The 19649-nt window shown below is 73.0% G+C and carries 15 protein-coding genes; 6 read left to right on the forward strand and 9 right to left on the reverse strand.

What is annotated here, in order from left to right; all coding sequences use genetic code 11:
• The first annotated feature begins 218 nt into the window (after positions 1–218).
• The gene (locus LADH09A_RS25580; RefSeq protein ID WP_238648075.1) at positions 219–1364 is read left to right on the forward strand and encodes a helix-hairpin-helix domain-containing protein; all 1146 of its coding nucleotides are present in this window, start codon (positions 219–221) and stop codon (positions 1362–1364) included.
• A 732-nt stretch (positions 1365–2096) separates the two neighbouring features.
• The gene (locus tag LADH09A_RS25585; RefSeq protein ID WP_238648077.1) at positions 2097–3227 is read left to right on the forward strand and encodes a low temperature requirement protein A; all 1131 of its coding nucleotides are present in this window, start codon (positions 2097–2099) and stop codon (positions 3225–3227) included.
• A 43-nt stretch (positions 3228–3270) separates the two neighbouring features.
• Here LADH09A_RS25585 and LADH09A_RS25590 read toward each other — a convergent pair whose 3' ends face one another.
• Positions 3271–4026 carry a maleate cis-trans isomerase family protein gene (locus LADH09A_RS25590; protein ID WP_238648079.1) on the reverse strand — a complete coding sequence of 252 codons (756 nt, stop codon included), beginning with the start codon at positions 4024–4026 and terminating at the stop codon, positions 3271–3273.
• Complete coding sequence (locus LADH09A_RS25595) at positions 4023–4850, reverse strand: hypothetical protein (protein WP_238648080.1); 828 nt, start codon at positions 4848–4850, stop codon at positions 4023–4025. Before LADH09A_RS25595 ends, LADH09A_RS25590 begins: the two co-directional genes overlap by 4 nt.
• Positions 4851–5102: 252 nt before the next feature.
• Here LADH09A_RS25595 and LADH09A_RS25600 point away from each other — a divergent pair, with 252 nt between their 5' ends.
• Complete coding sequence (locus LADH09A_RS25600) at positions 5103–5309, forward strand: hypothetical protein (RefSeq protein WP_007460667.1); 207 nt, start codon at positions 5103–5105, stop codon at positions 5307–5309.
• Between the two features lie 68 nt (positions 5310–5377).
• Here the strand turns inward: LADH09A_RS25600 and LADH09A_RS25605 are convergent, their stop codons facing one another.
• Complete coding sequence (locus LADH09A_RS25605) at positions 5378–5833, reverse strand: hypothetical protein (RefSeq protein ID WP_238648081.1); 456 nt, start codon at positions 5831–5833, stop codon at positions 5378–5380.
• Positions 5834–6052: 219 nt separating this feature from the next.
• Complete coding sequence (locus LADH09A_RS25610; protein WP_238648082.1) at positions 6053–6472, reverse strand: winged helix-turn-helix transcriptional regulator; 420 nt, start codon at positions 6470–6472, stop codon at positions 6053–6055.
• A gap of 97 nt (positions 6473–6569) precedes the next feature.
• Between LADH09A_RS25610 and LADH09A_RS25615 the strand changes: the two genes are divergently transcribed.
• Complete coding sequence (locus tag LADH09A_RS25615) at positions 6570–7451, forward strand: NAD(P)-dependent oxidoreductase (RefSeq protein ID WP_238648084.1); 882 nt, start codon at positions 6570–6572, stop codon at positions 7449–7451.
• Positions 7452–7647: 196 nt separating this feature from the next.
• Complete coding sequence (locus tag LADH09A_RS25620; RefSeq protein ID WP_238648085.1) at positions 7648–8607, forward strand: TIGR03557 family F420-dependent LLM class oxidoreductase; 960 nt, start codon at positions 7648–7650, stop codon at positions 8605–8607.
• Between the two features lie 160 nt (positions 8608–8767).
• Here LADH09A_RS25620 and LADH09A_RS25625 read toward each other — a convergent pair whose 3' ends face one another.
• The 5 genes from LADH09A_RS25625 to LADH09A_RS25645 form a co-directional block, all read right to left on the reverse strand.
• On the reverse strand, positions 8768–10279 hold the full coding sequence (locus LADH09A_RS25625) for a right-handed parallel beta-helix repeat-containing protein (RefSeq protein WP_238648086.1): 1512 nt from the start codon (positions 10277–10279) through the stop codon (positions 8768–8770).
• Positions 10280–10452: 173 nt separating this feature from the next.
• Positions 10453–12549, reverse strand: coding sequence for an APC family permease (locus LADH09A_RS25630; RefSeq protein WP_238648087.1), 2097 nt, complete (start codon positions 12547–12549; stop codon positions 10453–10455).
• Positions 12550–12636: 87 nt separating this feature from the next.
• Positions 12637–13038: a hypothetical protein gene (locus LADH09A_RS25635; RefSeq protein ID WP_238648088.1), complete on the reverse strand. Its 402-nt coding sequence runs from the start codon at positions 13036–13038 to the stop codon at positions 12637–12639.
• A 364-nt stretch (positions 13039–13402) separates the two neighbouring features.
• The gene (locus LADH09A_RS25640) at positions 13403–14173 is read right to left on the reverse strand and encodes a DUF5995 family protein (RefSeq protein ID WP_238648089.1); all 771 of its coding nucleotides are present in this window, start codon (positions 14171–14173) and stop codon (positions 13403–13405) included.
• Between the two features lie 135 nt (positions 14174–14308).
• The gene (locus LADH09A_RS25645) at positions 14309–17203 is read right to left on the reverse strand and encodes a helix-turn-helix transcriptional regulator (protein WP_238648090.1); all 2895 of its coding nucleotides are present in this window, start codon (positions 17201–17203) and stop codon (positions 14309–14311) included.
• Positions 17204–17397: 194 nt separating this feature from the next.
• Between LADH09A_RS25645 and LADH09A_RS25650 the strand changes: the two genes are divergently transcribed.
• A complete protein-coding gene (locus LADH09A_RS25650) occupies positions 17398–19647 on the forward strand; it encodes an adenylate/guanylate cyclase domain-containing protein (RefSeq protein ID WP_238648091.1) in 2250 nt (749 codons plus the stop codon).
• The last annotated feature ends 2 nt before the right edge of the window (positions 19648–19649 follow it).

Below are 19649 nucleotides of genomic sequence, written 5' to 3' on the forward strand. Positions count from 1 at the left end.
TGGCTTTGGCGGGCCTGGCTTTTGTGCTGGTTGACGCGACACAGTGTGACTCGGCGGGCACCGACTGAGGTGACCGTCCCGCGTGCAACGCCCCTGGCCGATCCTCTCTCTCGTCGGCAACACGCGTGTGCGAAGCTGCGGCGAGTTTTTCTCGTGACTTATCCAACGAGCTGAGAGGGAGGTTCGCCGTGGCGTGGTCTATCGGACACTCGCTGATAGTGGTACTGGCACTGTTGCTGGGACTGGCCGCCGGGTGGCTGCTGCGCGGCCGGCGGGGCGTGCAAGGCAACTCGATTGTGGAAGGTGACCCCGTCGCCGGCCTGGCCGTGATCTCCACGCCGACGCCCGCGGCCACGACCGACGAGGTCCGGCCCGCCGCCGCCGTGGACCCAGCCCCGGCGGCCGTCGCGGACGAGCCGGTGCCGGTGGACACCGTCAGCGCGCCGGCCGCGGTGACCGCGGTGACCGCTCCCACCCCGGTTCCCGTCCCGACGGAGACCCCGAGCACGATCGACCCGGCCGACATGGCGCTGACCGAGCCCCCGCCGCCGGTGCCGGCCGCCGAGCCCTCTGACCCGGCCGAGCTGCGGTCGGAGCCCGTTGTGGAGTCGACGTCCGAGCCGGTCGCGGTCGACGAGCAGCCCGCCCCGGCGTCGGTGGTCGCCCCCCGCCAGCCCGCGGACGACCTCCCGCCCGTCGAGCGCGCGCCGCTCGACAACGCCCCGCTCGACAGCGCCCCGACCGACGAGCCCGTCGTCGCCACCCCGGCCGACGATGTGGTCCCGGCCGCCCCGGCCGTCGACGCGGAGACCAGGGCCACGGTGGCCGAGCCGGCACCGGCCGAGGCGCCGGTGACCGCCGACGCGGTGGACGTGGACCCGACGGACGCTCACCGGGTGGACGCAGAGGCGGCGGACACGGACGCCGCGCACACCAACGCGGTGGGCGCTGATCTGGCGACCGGGAGCGCGGCGAGCACCGACCCGGACACCGAGCCGGTGGATGCTGAGTCGGGGGCGGCGGTGGCCGCGCCTCCGGTCCGCCCGGCCGTCACCGCTACCCCGCCGGTCCGTTCGACCGCCGACACCGCGATCGGCACCTACGAGGGCGACCCGACGGGCCCGGCCGACGACTTCCGTCGCATCCAGGGAATCGGGCCGAAGATGGCGGCGGCGTTGCAGGACGCCGGCGTACGCACGTACGGCCAGCTCGGTGCGCTGGACGAGCCGGCGCTGCGCGACCTGATCCGGGCCGCCGGTCTGCGCGCCGCACCCGGGCTGGCCAGTTGGCCGCAGCAGGCCCGCGTGCTCGCCGGAGCCGCTGACCAGATGGCCGCGGTGCTGCCGAACGGCAACCAGGCCTGACGCCCGAGATCGAGCCCCCGGCCCACCGTCCAACGCGACGGTAGGCCGAGGGCTCGGCCGTGCGGGTCGGAACACCCGCAGGGCCGGCGGGATCAGACCGACAATGCGCACGGTGATCGACTCGCCTTGCAGGAACCGCGGTGTCCGACCAGCCCGGAGGCCGCGGTTTCCAGGAACCCGAGTCGATCACCCTCCGCCCGCCCGCACACCCCATGCCCCACACCCGCGATCGACTCGCCCTGCAGGAAATCGCGGTGTCACACCGGCCCGGACACCCCGACTTCCAGGAACCCGAGTCGATCACCCTCCGCCCGCCCGCACACCCCACGCCCCACGCCCCACACCCGCGATCGACTCGCCCTGCAGGAAACCGCGGTGTCACACCGGCCCGGACACCCCGACTTCCAGGAACCCGAGTCGATCAACCTCCGCCCCGCCCGCACACCCCGCGCCCACGCACGGTGATCGACTCGCCCTGCTGGAAACCGCGGTGTCCGACCAGCCCGGACACCCCGACTTTCAGGAACCCGAGTCGATCACCCCGGTTGGGGGACGGGCCGGCGAATCCAGGGCCGTGCGGTCGACCGATCGTTACCGTCCGGGGAGGTGGACCGGACGGGTCCGTCGAGTCGACCGGTTCCGCAGGAGGAACCCGTGCACTTCGCCGCGCCGGAGCCCGGGTCCCCTGGGGCCCGCCGCCCTCCGGTGCGTGATCCGGCCGCCCCGCGCCGGGTGACCCTTCTCGAACTCTTCTTCGACCTGGTGTACGTGGTCGCGCTGGCCCTCATCTCCCGGGGAATGGTCGACCAGCTCGACTGGCACCGGGCCGGCCAGGCACTGATCATGCTGGCGGCCGTCTGGTGGACCTGGGTGATCACCACCCTGGTCACCGACCTGTACAACCCGGAACGCACCGAGATCAAACTGCTGATCAGTGCCGTGATGTTCGGCGCGCTGCTGATGACCACGGCGATCCCGGATGCCTTTGGCGACCGGGGGCTCGTCTTCGCCGGCACCTACGTGGCGATCCACCTGGGGCGCGGGCTGTTCCTGATGCCCGCGGTACGCCGCGAGCCGCAGACCCAGCGTCGGGCGGCACGCATCTTCGTCTGGTTCGCCGTGTCGGCGATCCCGTGGATCATCGGCGGGTTCGTCAGCGACGACGCACGGCTGGTGTGCTGGGCCATCGCGCTCGCCATCGACTATGTCGGTTTCCGGCTCGCGTACCCGGTGCCGGGGCTCGGGGTGGTGCCGGAACCCCAGCGCAACGTGACGGCCGAGCACCTTTCCGAGCGCTACCAGCAGTTCTTCATCATCGCCCTCGGCGACGCGATCCTGACCATCGGCACCATGTTCAGTGGGCAGCACAGCGAGACGGAGAACATCGGCGCGTTCGCGGTGGCGTTCCTGACCACCCTGCTGCTCTGGCGGATCTACGTGCACAAGTCCGGTCAGCTGCTACCGATGGCCATCAAGGGGTCGGGGTCGCCGGGCAAGTTCCTGTTCACCGCGCCGTACACCCATCTGGTGATGGTCGCCGGGGTGGTGACCACGGCCTCCGGGTTCGACCTCGTGCTGCACGAACCGACCGGACGGACGCCACCGGCCTGGGCGGCGGTGATCCTCGGCGGTCCGGCACTCTTCCTGGCCGGGCGGGCCTCCTTCGAGTACGAGGTGTTCAGCCGGGTGTCGTGGTCGCGCCCCGGCGGGGTGCTGGCGCTGCTCACCATCGCGCCCGCCGTGCTGTACCTGCCGCCGGTCTTCGCCTCCCTCGGCGCCCTCCTGGTGCTGGTCGGCGTGGCGTACGCCGACTTCCGACGCAGTTACGGCAAGCCGCCGGAGGTGCCCACTCCACCGCACTGAGCCGGCCAGCGCGACGCCGACGGATCAGCGCGACGCCGACGGATCAGCGGGACGTTCCGGCCAGCAGACGTCCGGCGTCCGGCACGTACGGCTCGACACCCAGACCGGTCAGCAGTTGGTGCACCGTGGCGGTGGCCGCGGTGAGCACCGGGCGGCCGAGGCGGGCCTCCACCTGCGGCACCGCCGCCAACGACGGCAGCTGCACGCAGGCGGAGAGGACCACCGCGTCCACGTCGGTCACGTCCAGCCGATCGGCCAGCTCGACCAGGCGGGACGTGGGGATGCGCCCCACCGCCACGTTGTCCGGCTCGCTCAGACTCACCGCCTCGGTCACCTGGACCCCGTGCGCGGCAAGGTAGGCGGCGACGGTCGCGGTCAACGGCGGCAGGTACGGCGCGATCAGGGCCACCCGGCGGGCGCCCAGCGCCCGCAGCCCGGCGACCAGCGCGCCCGCGCTGGTCACCACCGGCATGTCGTGCCCGGCGCGACCGGCCGCCCGGCCCAACCGCCGCTCGGCCCGCTCGTGCGCCCCGGCGCCCTCGCACATCACCGCCACCAGGCAGGCGTACGCGAGGACGTCGCAGCGGGCGTCGGCCAGCTCGGCGGCGCACCGGAGGGCGGAGCGGTTCATCCGGGCCAGCTCGTCGGCGGTCACCTGACGCAGTCGTACGCGGCTGGCGTGCGTGGTGAAGCGGACCGTCGGATCGACGATCTCGCGTCGGCGCAGCATCGCCGGGATCTCGGTCTCCATGGTGGTGTTCGAACTGGGCACCACCAGGCCGACCCGGTAGTCGCTCACACCAGTGCCCCCGCGTACCCCCGGACCTGCAACCGCTGCTGGGCGGTGCCGGCCAGGCGCACCTGGAGGCCGAGCGGCGCGGCGGCGCGGCGGACGTCGTCGAGGTGCAGCGACCCGTGCCGGTCCACGGTGAGCACGGGCGGCTCCTCCAGCTCACCCTCCGGTGCGTGGAAGGAGAGCAGGGTGACGGAGGTGGTGAGGTAGCCCGGGTACGCCGCGCGGGCTGCCGCCTCGTCCCGGTGCAGGAGCACCACCAGGTCGTCGAGGTGGGCGAAGTCGGCGGCTAGGGCCCCGGCCTTCCAGTGCGCCGGTTCCTCGGCCGCGCCCGTGAGGTGACGGGACCGGTTCGCCGAGGTGATGTAGAGGTGGTCAGACCCGGTCTCGGCGAGCGCCCGCTCGAAGAAGGCGTTGGACGGGCAGGTCAGACCCGGCGCGATCACCTGGGTGGTGCGCATCCCCTGGTCGACCTGGACGAGGTGCTCGGGGAGGCGTTCCGCCGCCGGGCCCCGGAAGCCGAACGGCCCGGCCCCGTAGAGGGCGTCCATCAACGCCCGCACCCGACCGACCGGCAGACGGGGTGAGATCCGGGTCCAGTCGAACATCCCCGGGATCCGCCCGATCGCGGTGGTGATGCTGCCGACCTGGTGGATCGGGCGCCCCTTGGCCAGGTTGACCCGGGCAACGGTGCCCGCGTCGGGACGCGTGACGATGACGTAGAAGTTGGCGAACGCCGCCGCGACGACCGCGCCGCCAGCCAGGGCGCGGGCGGCGACCGCGACGTCCTCGGGACGGTCGATGTACAGGGGCGGTGTCGGGGCGTCCATGAGTCCTCCTCGGCGGGGCGCTGAGGCAGTTCTACGTCCACCGGCCCGTACGACGGCGAGGTCGGTCGGCGATCCGATAGCCGACACGCGCGACCCGGTGCGGGCGGCCGATGCGGGGGCGGTACTCAACGGCGGACGGCATCGTCCGGACGGACGATGCCCCGGGGGTCACGGCGGGTGACCGTTAGCCGCGTGACCCGATTGGGTACAACGCCTGCACCTCAGATCCACCACATTCCTCAGGAGGCAGCGATGCGCGGCACCTCGATACTCGGAGTCATCGTCGTGATCTGGTTGGTGATCGGCGCCATCGCCGGTGGCCAGCGAGGTTATTACAGCGGCGACGACACCAACTGCGCCGAGGCCGGCACCATCCTGGTCACCATCGTGGCCGGGCCCTTGAACTACATCGGCGCCAACCCCAAGGTCGACTGCAAGCTGCCCGAGCCGTCCAAGTAGGACATACGTACGCCGGCCCGTGTCCCCTGGTCGGGGGGCACGGGCCGGCGCGTGTCGGTGAGGACCTCTCAGGCGTGGTAGACGACCAGGGCGCATCGGCCGTTGCCGTCATCGGGGTGGGCGAAGCCCAGGCACACCCAGACCTCCGTCCAGCGGTACTGAGTGCCGCCGTTGGACTCCCACTTCAGGGTGGTGGCCGCGGAGGTGGTGGTGTCGTCGACGCCGATCGCACCGGTGTACTGGGTCGACCAGTAGACGTACGCGCGGGCGGCGTACCCGTCGGCCTTCCGGTCCCGGACGTAGCTGTAGTCGTACCAGTCGATCCAGGCGTGGCCGGTGCCGTCGATGCAGATGGCCGCCGCCGCGGTGCCTCCCGGACCGCCGGTCGGGCTGGCGACGGTAGCTTCGCCGCGCTTGCAGGTGGTCGCCGCCTGAGCTGGTGACGCTGCGGCGAGGGCTGCCCCACCCCCGAGGACAGCCGCCACGACCACGGCGGCGGCACGACGGAACAGTCTGTTGGTCATCCTGAACTCCCCTGTTGGCTCTGCCGCGACCAGGACGGCCGCCGACGTCGATCCACGCCTCACCTCGTCTGGCGGCCGGGTCATACTCAGGGGTGACCTCGGACCTCTGTCAGCCCTCCGTCGCGCGGCCCTGCCGGATGAGAAAAAGTCTGTGGCCCGACGGTGAGCGTCGGAAGGGACGGCGCCTGTCCCGAACAGCCGATCGGATGTCCGACCTGGTCAGGAATCCGTTCGGAGATGTTCGGGGCTGCCGTTGTCATCGCCCAGTGGGACGCCGGCCCCGTTCGTGCCGGCTGCGCCACCGGATCTCGGCCGTTGGCGGCCCCAGGCTGCCAGCGGTTCGAGTGCCTCGTTGAGGCGTGTGCCGTCCTCGGTCAGCGAATACTCCACGCGCGGCGGCACCTCGTCGTAGGAGACGCGCCGCACGACGCCGTCCGCCTCCATCTCCCGAAGGTGGGAGGTCAGCACCTTCTCGGTGATCCCCGGAAGCAGTCGACGCAGCTCGCCGAAGCGCAGGTGGGGGTGCTCGTCCAGCGCCCAGAGGATCAGCACCTTCCACTTGCCACCGATCACCTCCATCGCCGTGTCGATCCCGCAGATGTGTGCGTCCGGTGCGCCCGGCCGGTTCAGCGTCGCCATGTCCCGCCCCTTCTGACGTGCTTGCTCACCCCGGGGTAACCACCCACTCCCACGTGCGTACTTGATCACTTGTGGGAACGCGACCAGCCTAATCGGCATGGCACACGACACTGTCGAGAAGACCGCCGTCACCATGCTGGGACTGGGCGCGATGGGCACCGCGCTGGCACGTACCTGGCTCGCCGCCGGTCACCCACTCACCGTCTGGAACCGCACCCCGACCCGCGCCGTAGCTCTGGCCGCCGACGGCGCGAGGGTCGCGGACAACGCCGCCGAGGCGGTCGCGGCGAACACCCTTGTCGTCGTCTGCCTGTTGGACGACACCTCGGTCGGTGAGGTGCTGGCCGGCGCGCACCTGGCCGGCAAGGACCTGGTCAACCTCACCACCGGCACCCCCGACCAGGCCCGCGCCCGCGCCGAGTGGGCCCGGGAGCGTGGCGCCCGCTATCTCGACGGCGGGATCATGGCCGTCCCTCCGATGATCGGCACCCCGGAGGCCGGCGGTTACGTCCTCTACAGCGGCTCACGGACGGTGTTCGAGCGGCACCAGGAAACCCTCGGTGTACCGGCCGGCACGACCTACGTCGGCGAGGATGCGGGCTTCGCGGCCCTGCACGACGTGGCCCTGCTCAGCGCCATGTACGGGATGTTCGCCGGAGTCGCGCACGCCTTCGCCCTGATCCGCAGGGAGGACGTCGACCCTGCGGCGCTCGCCCCGTTGCTGGCCGACTGGCTCGTCGCGATGGTCCCGACGGTGCACCAGACCGCCGACCAGCTGCGCAGCGGTGACTACACCAGGGGTGTCGTCTCCACTCTCGCCATGCAGGTGGCCGGCACCCCGACCCTCCTGAGCACCGCCGAGGCGCAGGGTGTCGGCACCGAGCTGCTCCGCCCCTTCGTCGACCTGATGCGCCGGCGTCTGGCCGAGGGTGGCGGCGAGGAGGACCTGACCGGCGTGATCGACCTGCTGGTGCGCTGACCGGTCGCTCTCGACCTGACGACGTGGCCGCGCTGGTGACGACCTGCACCGCCGGTGGCGGTCTTCGGCGAGGAGCGCCACCGCACACCGCGTACGGCGTCCTAGGAGGCTGGTTTGCGAGGCCTGGCGGCGTTTGTCGGTGACCGGGTCGGGAACCGACCCGGGGTCAGTCAGCGAACGGCGTCGGGAGCGTGCCATGCAGATCGGCTACAAGCTGGCCTCGGAGGGCTACGGCCCTCAGGAGATCATCCGGCAGGCGGTCCTGGCCGAGCGGGCCGGTTTCGACTTCGTCGAGATGAGCGACCACTTCCACCCCTGGCTCGACGCGCAGGGCCACTCGTCGTTCACCTGGAGCGTGCTCGGTGCCATCGCGGCCAAGACCAGCAGGTTGCGGCTGGCCACCGGCGTCACCTGCCCGACCGTGCGCTACCACCCGGCGATCATCGCGCAGGCCGCGGCGACCATGGCACTGGTCTCCGACGGGCGGTTCACCCTCGGGGTGGGCGCCGGCGAGCGACTCAACGAGCACGTCGTCGGCCAGGGCTTCCCCAGCGTGCGGGGCCGGCACGAACGGCTGCGCGAGGCGTTGGAGATCATCCGGCTGCTCTGGCAGGGCGGTTACCAGTCGTACGAGGGCCGGCACCTGCAACTGGAGGACGCCCGGATCTTCGACCTGCCGGACACCCCACCGGTGATCGCGGTGGCGGCCAGCGGCGAGGCCTCGGCCCGGCTCGCCGCCGAGCTGGGCGACGGGTTGTTCGCCACCGAGCCGGAGGCGTCGATCATCGAGCACTACCGACACGCGCACGGGTCGGGCCCGCGCTACGCCGAGGTTCCGCTGGCCTGGGCCACCGACGAGCAACAGGCGGTGCAGGCGGTGTTGCAGACCAGCCGGTGGATGGTCACCGGCTGGAAGGTGATGAGCGAGCTGCCGAACCCGGTCAACTTCGACGCGGCCAGCGCGTACGTCGAGGAGAAGCACATCCGCCAGCTCTTCGCCGTCGGCCCCGACCCGGAGCCGCACGTCGCCAAGGTCCGGTCCTACGTCGACGCCGGCTTCGACCACATCGTGCTGCAGAACGCCGGCCCCGACCCGGACGGCTTCCTCGACTTCTTCGCCGGCGACCTGGCCGGCCGTCTCCGGGCGATGGGCTGACGGCCGCCGCACCCTGACACAGCGGCCAGCGGGCAGCGGGCAGCGGGCAGCCAGCAGCGGCCGGCGGCCGGCGGGCAGCCAGCAGCGGGGACGCGCCGAGCCGCCCCGACTGATCGTCGGGGCGGCCGGTCGCGCGGTCGAGAAGGATGCGCGGGTCCGCTCAGCGGAAGCAGTGCGTGATCGGCACCTGGCTGCCCTCGCAGTTGGTCGGCTCGTTCTCGACGACCACGCTCTCGTCGTCGATCTTGACCTGGGCGTGCGAGGCGAAGATGCCGCCGGGCTTCACCGTCGACGCGTTGTGGGTGATCCTGCTGGTGTAGATCGCCACCGAACCCGCCGTCGCGTAGATGCCGCCGCCGACGGAGGCGGCGCCGACAGCCTCGTTGCGGGTCACGTCGCTGCCGCGTACCAGCAGGTTGGCCTTCTCGGCGTAGATGCCGGCGCCGAGGCCGTGGGTCGTGTTGCCGTCGATCACGCTGTCGTCGAGCGGCGTCAGGCCCTTCACGGTCGAGATGCCGCCGCCGTTGACGGTGGACGTGTTGCCGCGGATGGTCATCGTGCGCATGACCAGCACCGCGTCGGAGTTCGCGGCCCCGCCGCCGACCTGCGCGGTGTTGTTCAGCAGCTCGGTGTCGGAGACCTTCGTCCGGGCCGAGAAGCTGGCCAGCCCGCCGCCCTGGCCGGCGCTGTTCTGGGTGAAGGAGGCGCTCTCCACGTCGGCCGCGCCACGGTAGTTGCCGAGGCCGCCGCCGTAGGCGTTGGCGCTGTTGCGGTGGAACTCGGAGCGCTTCAGCGTCAGCACGCCACCGTTGAGCAGGCCCCCGCCCTTGCCCGCGGCGCCGGAGGCGCTGTTGCCGATGAACGTGGAGTCGGTGACCACCATGTTGCCGTCGTTGAAGATGCCCCCGCCGCCGCCCTCGGGCGACAGCGAGGTGCTCTGGGTGACGGTGACCCGCTCCACCAGCGCCGTCGCACCGTGCACCACGTGCACGCTGCCACCCTCGATGGCCGAGCGGCCGTTGTGCAGTTCCACGTCGCGCAGGGTCAGCTCGCCGCCGTCGCGAACGGTGAAGAACCGGAACGCGGCGGCCTGGGCGTCCCGGGCGATGGTGGCTCCGGCGCCGTCGATCGTGATGGGCTGGTAGATCACCGGCAGGCCGGCGGTGTCGTCGGCCGGGTTGTGCGGCGGCGCCTCGGCGTCACCGGGGGTCTCCGCGGCGTCGGCCGCTTCCCGTGCGTCGCGGATCCCGCCGTCGTACTGGTCGGTCTCGTGGAACGCCTCGGTGAGGGTGTAGCGGCACTTGGGAGCGAGCCGGAGTTCCGCGCCGCCCTCGGCGTTGGCCGTCACCAGCGCCGCCACCAGCTTCGCGGCGTCGCAGGGCACCGACACCACACCGCGCTTACCGGTGCCCGGGGTGGCCGGACGGGCCCGCTCGGCGCCGTCCTGGTCGCGCCGCTCCCCGTCGGCGGCCCGGCGGTCGTCGTCGCTTCCGGCCGTCGCGCTCAGCCGGCCCAGACCGGGGAGGGAGAGGGCGCGGTCCGCGGCGGCGGCCACGCCGGCCGCGCCGGCCGCTCCCACGACCAGGCTTCCCGCCAGGAAGCCGCTGGCGAGGAACCATCGGGACCGTCGTCTGGGTCGGGTCGCGGGGTCTCCTCCTGGGTACGTGGACATCAAGAATGCCTACCTTCCTGCCTGCCTACCGTGACCGCGTGCCGATCCGCCCGCGGGGCGCTCGACGTACCGCCGACCACCAGACGCCACGATAAGTCCGCAATCCGGACAAGAAGGTGTGAACGTGAATAGTGCCCTTATTCATCTTCGGAGCCCACCAAAAGGGCACTCGGTCACCCGCCGACGTGGATCCCCGGCCGGCGCAGCGGGTCCCGCTCGGTCCGACGGATGATCTCCCGCACCACCGGCGGGGTGTCGCCACGGCCGAGGATGAGATAGCGCGCCAGGTGCGCGATCGGGCTCCCCTCCGACCACTCGAAGTGCGCGTGCGGCCGTACCCCGGTGGCGTCACGCAGGGCCAGCAGGATCGCGGCGATCGCGTTGGGCGCGGCCGGGCTGCTGGCCCGCAGCACCCGGAAGCCCCCCACCTCGATCCCGTGCACCTGCAGCACCTGACTGAACCCCGACGGGTCGACCACGTCGATCTCCAGGAACAGCACGTCCGCGGCGCCGGGCACCGGGTTCATCCCGCGCTGCGCCCGTTCCTTGACCGTGTACTCCTTCACCGAGCCCTTCTGCCGTTTGTTCGCGATCAGGTGCAGCTGCCCGTCATGGGCCAGCGACTCGGTGACGAAGCGACGGGCCGGCTCGTCGAACTCGATCCGCTCGGCATGCAGCTCGGTGGTCCGGGTGACCCGGGAGACCAGCGAGACAACGATGATGCCGAGGATGAACAGCGCGGAGATGGTGATCCCGTCCGGCTGCTCGATGACGTTCTCCAGCAACGCGTACAGCAGCACCAGGGTCAGCGCCGTGAAGCCGATCGCGGCGCCGCGCTGGTGCCGGCGGGCCGCGGAGATCGTCACCGCCACCGCGCCGGAGACCATCATCGCCAGGATGCCGGTGGCGTACGCCCCGGCCTGGGCGTTGACGTCGGCCCGGAAGGCGATCGTGATGGCGACGCTGACCACGGTGTAGACGATCACCACCGGGCGCACCGCCCTCGCCCACTCGGGCGCCATACCGTACGAGGGTAGGTAGCGCGGGACGATGTTGATCAGCCCGGCCATCGCCGAGGCGCCGGCGAACCAGAGGATCAGCACGCTGCTCACGTCGTAGACGGTGCCGAACACCTCCCCCAGGTGGGTGTGCGCCAGGAACGCCAGCGCCCGCCCGTTCGCGGCGCCCCCCGGCCGGAACTCCTCCTCCGGGATGAGCGCCGTGGTCACGAAGGTCGTCGAGATCAGGTACACCGACATGATCAGGGCGGCGGTGGTGAGCAGCCGACGCGTGTTGCGGATCCGGGCGGCCAGTCGGGCCTGCTTGTCCGGACCGTCGGCCGAGACCAGGGGCATCATGCTGACCCCGGTCTCGAAACCGGACAACCCCAGCACCAGCAGAGGGAACGCCAGCACGGCGGTGAGCAGCACGCCGCCGGGCCCGCCACCGGTCTCGGTCAACGCGGCGGTCCAGTCCGACACGATGCCCGGGTCGCCGGCGATCCGGGCGACCGCGACCACGACGATCACCGCGTTGAGCACCAGGAAGACCGCGACCAGCGGGATGGCGACCACCACCGCCTCGCGGAACCCGAGCAGGAACACCCCGCCGAGGATGAGCAGCAGCACGACGGTGACCACGACCGGCACCAGGGAGCCGTGCAGGGCGTCCGGCAGGTACGGGTTCTCCAGCAGGTGCACGGTGGCGTCGGCCGAGGAGAGGGTGATCGTGATGATCCAGGAGGTGGCCACGAAGCCGAGCAGCACGAGAACGAAGATCTTGCCCCGCCAGAACGGCAGCAGCCGTTCCAGCATCGCCACCGAGCCCTGACCGTGCGGGCTCTCGTGGGCCACCCGCCGGTACATCGGCAGCATGCCGAACAGGGTGAGCGCGACGATCAGGAGGGTCGCCAGCGGGGACAGCGCGCCGGCCGCCACCGCCGCGATGCCCGGCAGGTACGACAGGGTGGAGAAGTAGTCCACGCCGGTCAGGCACATCACCTGCCACCAGGCGTGCCGGCGCTCCTGCCCCTCGGTCGCCTCCGGGCCGGGCGGCTGCACCTGGTGCTGGAAGAGCCACCGGCGCAGTGGGCTCGCCGGCGGCGCCGAACGGACCGGGGTGGGCACGTGTTCGGGCACCACGACGCCCGGCCGGCCGCCCCGGTGCGGGCGGGCCGGGTCGCGGGCCGCCCGCAGCGCCGGGTCCGGCCCGTTCGGCGTGTGCCGGCGTCCACTCCACCGTCGTGGTTTCGCCCGGTGCTCGTCACCCATGGTCCGTCCCACCCTCACAGATCCTGATCCGACGGTAGGCGGTGGCCGGCGGCCCGGCCGGTGGAACCGGGGACGTGGACGGCCTGCTCAGGACAGGTCCGGGACGGCGAGCAGCCGGGCCAGCGCGGGCGGGTCGGCGATGGTCATCGTGGCCGCCGGGTGCCGTGGACGTCCGCCGGGCACCAGGGCCGGCACCGGTTCGCCGAAGCGCAGACAGATCCCGCCGGCCGTGCTGCTGCCGAAGCTCGCGCCCCCGTCGGCCAACGACAGGTGCGGCCCGATCACCCGCCACCAGCGGTACGGGCCGCTCAGCTCGACGGCCGTCACGTTGGCCCGACGGGTCCGCAGCCGCCACGGCCCGTACCGGATCAGCAGATCCTGGTCGGTCACGGCGACCCACGCCGTCGCCGGGCGGACCCCCAGCAGCGCCAACACCGGGCGGAACGCCGGATCGAAGCGGAACGGAAACCGCGTCGGCACCCCGGTCATCGCGCACCGGGACGGGCGGTGGGTCGCGACACCGGGCCACCCGGCCGCAGGGGCCCGGGCCGCGCCGGCCGGGGTCGGGCGGCGGGCCGGTGCCGGGCCAGGACGGTCATGGCGCGGGCGTACCCGTTGCGCGCCATCCGACACCCCGAATCTCGGACCGTGGACGCCCCTCCCCCACCGCCGGCCGGCACCCCCCGGGCCGGCCGACGGTGGCAGACGGTCGACACCCCCCGGGCCGACCGGCTGTTCTCCCCCGGGGCCGACCGAACGTCGGGCGACCCCGCGGGGTGGGTGGAGCGGGTGGGACGCGCCCCCGCGCTCCGCCGCCCCCCACGGGGCGGAGCGCGGGGACCCCCCGTCCCGACTACTGCAGGAACGCCCCGAGGGGCGAGAGCAGCAGCCGGCCGAGCGCCGCGGCGTTGTCGTCCAACCGCATGCGCTCACACTCGCGGGCGTCCGGGTCGTGCCGGCACCGCCAGATCTTCTGTGCGTTACGCCAGGCGACATCGCGGGTGTACTCGACCAGTTCCCCCTGGTACCAGTCGTCGATGTCGCCGTTGAGCATGTCGATCAGCAGCTGCCACCGCTCCAGGTAGCCGCGCCGCAGACCGGGGATCTTGTCCGCGAAGATCTTGTTGATCTCGAGGTAGTCGTGGTGCTGGTCGCTGCCGTCGACGGGCTCCGACTCCAGGTGGTCGAACGTGGTCACCAGGGCGAACGGCAGGTCGAAGTTGATGTGCGCGTTCACGCCGGCCGCCGCCGAGGGCAACGGGCGGGCGTCCGGCCCACGCATCCGCTCGAAGAGGCACGACCACGCCTTCGGCGTGCCCGGGCTGGAGTCGGTCCACAGCCGCATCGCGTCGAAATACCGCGCCGCGAACTCGACGTCGAGCCGGGAGAGGAACGCCGGGTCGACGAAGCGGTCGTCGTACAGCCCGTCCAGCACACTGCTGGTGATGGTCAGGTAGAGCCTGTTGAAGTCGGCCAGTGGGCAACTGGCCTGCAACGGTGGCAGCCGCACCAGCATGTCCTGGAGCTTGGTGAGGTGATCGACCACGGCCGGCACGTCCGCGGGGTGATCGGCGAGCAGGTCGACGATGTCCCGGTGCACGGGCCCCCAGACCGGTTCGGTCATCTCTCCTCCATGGTGGTCGGCGGCATCCCCCGTGCCGTCGTCGACGCGGCCCAGCCTCTCAGCCGACACCCGCCGGCCGGATCAGTAGAACGACGTATCCCGGCGCGCACACGGGCCTACGTACGGCGGGGTCGCTCAGCCCCGGTGGTTGCGCAACTGGATCGCGCTGGCCTGGACGCGGGTGCGGACCTGCAGCTTGTCGAAGATGTGCGACACGTGCACCCCGATGGTCCGTTCGCTGATGAACAGCCGCTGCCCGATCTCCTTGTTGGTCAGCCCCTCGGCGACCAGGGCGAGCACCTCCCGCTCCCGTGCGGTGAGCGCGGCCAACTCGTCGTCGGACGCCTCGGTGGGCGCCCCGCGGGTGGCGCCGGTGGGCTCCCGCTCCTCCAGCGACACCCGGGCCCGCCCGGCCAGCTCGCGGATCTCCGAGGTCAACGGCACCGCACCCAACCCCTGCGCCACGTGGTACGCCTCCCGCAGCAGCTTGCCGGCGGTGGCCACCCTGCTGCGACGAGCCAGCAACGCCTCGGCCTGCCGCAGACGGGAGTACGCCGCCGGGTAGGGGTGGTGGCGTCGGTCCCACTCGGCGGCCGACACGGCCCACAGCTCCGGGTCGCTGCCGTCGAGGCGGCTCACCTCGGCGGCGCAGAGCGCCAGGAAACCCTCCACCACCGAGCGCACCGGTCGGGCCGCGCCGGCGCTCTTGCGGGCCACCCGGTCGGCGACGTCCCGCAGCCGGCGTACGGCCGTCGGATCCACGTCCACCGTGCGGCTGGCGTGGGCCTCCGCCTCGGCGCGCAGGCCGTGCCAGACCAGGGCGGACAGGATCATCACGTCGTCGGAGCGGCTCTCGGTGAGGCCACGCTGGACGGCCAGCCGCGCCACGTCGTGCCGGCCCTCCCACATGGCCAGCCCGGACCGCAGGGTGAGCAGCGGGATGACGTGGCGCGCCCCGCCGCCGGCGAGCAGGGTCGCCACCGCGTCGAGGTCCCGACCGGCGGCCTCGATGTCGCCGTAGCCCACCGAGAGACGGCAGCGGGCGAGCAGCAACTCGACGGCGTCCGCTCCGGACGGTCGGTGCCGCAGGGCCGCGGCGACCACCTTCTCCGCCTCGGCCCACTGGCCCACCCTGAACAGCCCGTTGATGGCGATGGCCAGCAGCCGGGTGCCCCAGGTGCGGCCCAACCCCAGCTCGGCCACCCGCTCGGCGCCCCGCCGAGCCACCACCACGCCCTCTTCGAGGATGTTCAGCGGCCCGGTCAGCAGCTCCGCCAGGTGCAGGTACGCGCAGGCGACGTCCTCCGGCTGGCCGGCGCGCTCGGCGGTGTCGAGGGCGTCACGCATGACCGCCAGACCGGCGTCGGGGTCTTCCAGACAGGCGTCGCTGAAGCCCAGCGCCGAGCTGGCCAGCACGACCTCGGTGGCGGAACCCTCCACGTTCTCGGCCAGCGCCAGAGCCTCCCGCGCCCGCTCGCCGGCGTCGGCGTAGCGGCCCAGGTGCAGCAGCAGCTCGGCCAGCCGCGCGGCCGCGGCGGCGCGGTCGCGCGGGGAGCAGTCCGCTGCCTTCAGCGCCCGCTGGTATTCCTCCTCGGCCAGCGCCGAACGACCGGCGGCGGCCAGGTAACGGGCCCGACGGATGTGCAGCGCGCAGCTCGGCTCACCACCCCGCAGCGAGGCCAACTCCTCCAACAGGGCCAACGCGCGGGCGTGCTCCCCACAGTGGTGGGCGGCCTCGGCGGCGTTCTCCAGCAGCTCGACCCGGTCCACCGTCAGCGGGCCCGGGTCGGCGGCCAGTTGCAACGCCGCCGACCAGTGCCGGTGCGCCTCGGCGTAACCGTGCAGCCGCTCGGCCTCCTGTGCGGCGGCGACCGCCGCCGGCAACGCGCGCGCCGGCTCACCGGCCAGCCGCCAGTGGTGTGCCAGCCGCGCCTGGTGCAGCTCACCCGGCGCGGCGGTCAGCGCCTCGGCGTAGCGGCGGTGCAGCCCGGAACGCTCGGCCGGCAGCAACTCGTGCGCCAGCACCTCGGCGACGAGGCGGTGCCGCAGCCGGTAGCCGTCGTCGGCGCCGACCAGCAGCCGGTGTGCCACCGCGGCGCGGGCCGCGTCGATCAGCTCGTCCTCCGGCAGCCGCAGCACCTGGGCCAGCAGCCAGTGCTGCACCGGCTCGACGCCGGCGGCCACCGCGTGCACCACCGCGTGCGCGTGCTGGGGCAGGGCGTCGACCCGGTCGAGGAAGATCTCCCGCAACGTCTCGGACAGGCCGTCGCGGCCGTCGCGCAGGTCGCGGGCCAGTTCCTCGATGACGAACGGGTTGCCGCCGCTGCGCTGCCACACCTGCTCGGCCGCCTCGGCGGACAGCGTCCGGCCGACCACGGCGGCGGCGAGCTCCTCGGTGTCGGCCCGGCCCAGCGGCGCCAGGTCGAGCACCCGCACCGTGCGCAGCCGGCGGAGTTCGGTGAGCACCCGGCGCAGCGGGTGTGCGCCCTGCAACGACTCGGCGCGCACCGCCGCCAGCACCGAGAGCTGGAGGTCACCGAGCCCGGCCAACAGGTAGAGCAGCAGCTGCCGGGTGCTGCGGTCGACCCACTGCAGGTCGTCGAGGATCAGCACCAGCGGTCGGCCCTCGGCGATCAGGTGCAGCCCGCGCGAGACCCGCTCCAGCAGCGCGCCCGCGCCGTCCGGGCCGGCGGTCTCGTCGGCGAACATCTGCAACAGCCCCCGTACCGCCGAGGAGGTGCGCGCGCGGGTGGACAGATCGGCGTCGAAGCGCCGCAGCGCCTGCAACAACGGGTGCAGGGGCGACGCGTCGCCGATGTCCAGACAACTGCCGGTGAGCACCACGGCGCCCTGCTCACGCAGCCGGTCACCGATCTCGCCCAGCAGCCGGGTCTTGCCCACACCGCTCTCGCCGGTCAGGAAGACGGCGGCGGTCTGCCCGTGCGCGCCGTCACCGAGCAACGCGGACCGAACCGTCTGCACCAGCTCGGCCCGACCCACGAGCGGTGCGGTGTCCACATCGCTGGCCATGGCACGCAGCCTAATCACAGGGCCCCTCACCGTTCTACGGCCATACGTCGCTTGTGGTACTCCTCGCGTCGACTTTGCGACTAAAGGTTGCGGGTGGCCGACATACGTCGTTCGGCAGATCCCCCGTGAGCCCAGGAATGCCAATCTCCGGAGGTCATCAGGCACGAGCGGGGAGAAGGGCCGGTGCGATACCCATGACCACCACCACTGTCGACGCGCTGCGGACCGCGACCCCGCACTGGCCGGTGCCCCAGGAGAGACGCACCGTCACCGTGCTCTTCGCGGACATCGTCGGCTCCACCGCGCTGGTGGACCGCCTCGACCCGGAGGACGTCCGGGCGTTGCAACGGGCCTACTTCGACACCGTCGCCGGTGTGCTGCACCGCTGGCAGGGGGTGGTGGAGAAGTACGTCGGCGACGCGGTGATGGCGCTCTTCGGCGCCCGGCACTCGGACGGCTTCGACGCGTACCGGGCGGTGCGCGCCGGGCTCGAGATCCAGGCCGCGCTGGACCGCCGGCCGATGACCGGCGACAGCAGACTGCGGGTCCGCGTCGGTGTCGCCACCGGCGAGGTCGTGGTCGACCTGGGCGGCGCGGTCAGTGGCGGGCACGGCGTGGCCAGCGGCGCGGTGATCACCACCGCGGCCCGCCTGCAGGAGTACGCGCCACCCGGCGCCGTCGCGCTCTGTGCGGCCACCGCCCGGGCCACCGTCGGCCTGATCACCCAGCGTCAGCTGACGCCGGTGCCGGTCGCCGGCCGGGTGCCGCCGATGCCGGTGTGGCACGCCGTCGGGCCGGTCCGCCCGGGCACCGACCGGCACGACGGCCCCCTGATCGGTCGCCGCCGCGAGCTGGCCACGATCCGCGACCAGTTGAGCCGGGCCATCCGCGAGCAGGACCCGCGCTGGATCTCGCTGGTCGGCCCCACCGGCAGTGGCCGTAGCCGACTGCTGCACGAGTTGACCCGTGGGCTGACCACGGTGGACGACGTGCCGGTGCGCTGGTGTGTGGCGACCTGCCAGCCGTACCCCGATCAGGTCATGGCGCCGGCCGCCGAGCTGCTGCGCGGCCTCGCCGGGGTGCGGCACGGCGACGGCCCGGCGGTGGTCCACGACCGGTTGGTGGCCGCCCTGACGTCGCTGTTCCCGCCGGAGCGCGTCGCGGCGGCGATCCCGGCCCTGCAACGGTTCCTGACCACCCCGGACGGCTCGTCGGCGGCGCTGGCGGGGGCGGCGATCTGCCGCGACGTCCTGCTGACTCTGGCCGCGCACCAGCCGCTGATCGTCGCCGTGGACGACGTGGACCGGGCGGCACCGGCGATGAGCCGCTTTCTGCACGCGCTGTTCAGCACGGCGACGGCACGCGGGTTGCCACTGGCCCTGATCACCCTGCACCAACCGCAGTGGGCCGACACCCGGCCCAGCCCGGCCCGGCGGGTGACGATCGGTCCGCTGGCCACGGTGCAGTCCGGGCGGCTGCTGCGCCACCTGCTCACCCGGGCCGGGCAACCGGTGACCTTGGCCGACCGACTACTGCCACTGGTGGGCGGCCGTCCCGGGCACGCGGCCGAGTACGTCCGGTCCATCATGGAGGGCGCCGACCGGGTGACGGTCGCGCTACCCGACGCGGTCCGCCGGGCCGTCGGCGCGGAGCTGGACCACCTCGACGGTGAACGGCGGGCCGTGCTGATGGCCGCCGCGACCGTGGGCGGTGTGATCCGCGGCGCCGCCGTCGACCGGGCCCTCGGGTGGGCGCCCGGCCGGTCCGCGCCGGCCCTGCGCGGGCTGGTCACCGCCGGGCTGCTGCTCCCCCGGCGCGTCGACGGGTACGCGTTCGCCGCGCCCGCGCTGCGCCAGGTCGCCGTCGAGCGGTTGCCCCGCGCGTTGCGGGCCGTCTTCGGTCGCCGGGCCGGCGAGGCGACGCACCTCGACGCCGCCCGCCCGGACGCCCCCGACCCCACAGCGGTCCGTCGCACCGCGGATCAGCCTGTCGCAGAGTCCCCTGCCGACGTGGTGCGTCTCGACGCCGTTCGCGTTCGCTCCCGGGTTGGCCGCCCCGACGCCGTCTTCGCCGCGGTGGCCCCGACGCTCTCGTCGCCCCGCGCCGAACCGCCGCGCCGACGTCTTCCCACCGCGACGATGGTGACTCCACCGGCCACGCCGACCCGGGAGACCAACCGCCCGGCGGGTGCCCGCCGGCTGCGCGCCGTCGCGTCCGCCGGTGACGTGCCGCCGACCCGAGCGTCCGCGACACCGACCAACACGGGCGGGCACTGGCCAACGGACGTGGACCGGGCCCCCGCGACCCTCCGTGCGCTGCCTGCCGTGCCGGAGCCAGCCGAACGGGACGCGCCTGTCGGCGTCGGCCCACCGGTCAGGGTCGTGCGTGCCGCACCCCGCCCGCCGTCGTTGCGCTGGCCGAACGGTCTGGCCACCTCCGCCTGAGG

Source organism: Micromonospora cabrerizensis (assembly GCF_022230955.1).
Taxonomy (GTDB): Bacteria; Actinomycetota; Actinomycetes; order Mycobacteriales; family Micromonosporaceae; genus Micromonospora; species Micromonospora cabrerizensis.